General features: G+C 54.3%; 1 protein-coding gene. It reads left to right on the top strand.

Going from position 1 to position 1969, the window contains the following annotated elements; genetic code table 11:
- The coding region (locus tag ACR0P9_RS11670) for a glutamate synthase central domain-containing protein (RefSeq protein WP_432620337.1) at window positions 1-1969 on the top strand (1969 nt) is incomplete at both ends.

Genomic DNA, 1969 nt, shown 5'->3' with positions numbered 1-1969 from the left:
TGGAATTCCTCGTTATGAACGGCATGGAGCTTCCGATGGCAGTTATGATCTGCATTCCGGAGCCGTGGTCGAACAACAAGAGTATGCCGCGCGAGAAGCTGGACTTCTACCGCTACTACGCAACCATGATGGAACCGTGGGACGGTCCGGCATCCATCATCTTCACAGATGGCGATGTCATGGGTGCAGTTCTTGACCGAAATGGTCTGCGCCCGTCCCGTTACTATGTCACCACAGATGACCAGCTGATTCTGTCCTCTGAAGTCGGCGTTCTGGAACTGGAACCGGAAAAAATCGCAGTGAAATCCCGTTTGCAGCCGGGCAAAATGCTGCTGGTTGATACCGTCTCCGGCCGTCTGATTGACGACGATGAGCTGAAAGAGCACTACGCAACCCGTCAGCCATACGGCGAATGGCTGGATCAGAGCCTGCTGATGCTCAAGGATCTGCCGATTCCGAACCACCACATCCGCCGCTATTCCAGCGAGGAGCGTGACCGCCTGTACAAGGCATTCGGCTACACCTACGAAGAAGTAAAGGATTCTATCCTGCAAATGGCACAGACCGGTGCAGAGCCGACCGCTGCCATGGGCGTTGACATCCCGCTGGCTGTCCTTTCCGAGAAGCATCAGCCGCTGTTCAGCTACTTCAAGCAGCTGTTCGCTCAGGTTACCAACCCGCCGATTGACGCGATTCGTGAGGAAATTGTCACAGATACCGCGGTATATCTCGGTCATGACGGTAATCTGCTCAGCGAAAATGCAGAAAACTGCAGTATGCTGCGCATTCAGAATCCGATCCTGACCGACATCGACCTGATGAAGATCAAAAACATGGATAAGCCGGGCTTTAAGGTTCAGACGATCTCCATGCTGTATTACAAGAACACCCCGCTGAAGCGTGCCATTGACCGCATGTTTGTCACTGCCGACCGCGCATACCGCAACGGCGCAAACATCTTGATTCTGTCCGACCGTGGCGTGGATGAAAACCACGTTGCGATTCCGTCGCTGCTCGCAGTATCCGCTTTGCAGCAGTATCTGGTACGCACCAAGAAGAGCACTTCCCTGTCCGTCATTGTTGAGACCGCAGAGCCGCGCGAAGTACATCATTTTGCCACACTGCTGGGCTACGGCGCATCCGCTGTCAACCCGTATCTGGCACAGGAATGCATCGCCGAGCTGGTAGAAAAGAGACTGCTCGACAAGGAAGTTTCGGTTGCTATTGATTCCTATAACAAGGCTGTTTTGAAGGGCATCGTCAAGATTGCATCGAAGATGGGTATCTCGACCATCCAGTCGTATCAATCCGCCCAGATCTTTGAGGCAATTGGCATCAAGAAGGAAGTCATTGACGAATACTTCACCAACACCGTATCTCGTGTCGGCGGCATCGGTCTGGAGGAAATCGGCGAAGTCGTTGAGTTCCGTCACAACCACGCCTTTGACCCGCTGGGTCTGTCTATTGATACCACGCTCGACTCCCCTGGCACGCACAAGTACCGCGCTGGCGTCGGCTGTGAAGATCATCTGTACAATCCAAAGACCATTTCGCTGCTGCAGCAGGCTGTTCGCACCGGCGACTATGAGATCTACAAGCAGTACGCAGAAACCGTTGATGATGCAGCTATCCCGCACACTCTGCGTGGCCTGATGAGCTTTAAGTTCGACGAGAGCACAGCAATTCCGCTCGACGAAGTCGAAAGCGAATACGACATTGTCAAGCGCTTTAAGACCGCGGCTATGTCCTATGGCTGTCTGTCTGCGGAAGCTCACGAGTGTCTGGCCATCGCCATGAACCGTCTGGGCGGCCACTCCAACACCGGTGAAGGCGGCGAGCCTTCTGACCGTTACGGCACAGAGCGTGCTTGCTCAATCGTACAGGTTGCTTCCGGTCGTTTCGGTGTCAACTCGCAGTACCTGATGAGCGGCGACGAAATCCAGATCAAGATGGCACAGGGCGCAAAGCC

The organism is Butyricicoccus sp. (genome assembly GCF_050872565.1).
GTDB lineage: Bacteria > Bacillota > Clostridia > Oscillospirales > Butyricicoccaceae > Butyricicoccus_A.
Note: the sequence above shows the minus strand (reverse complement) of the source record. Positions and strands in the feature narration are given on the sequence as shown.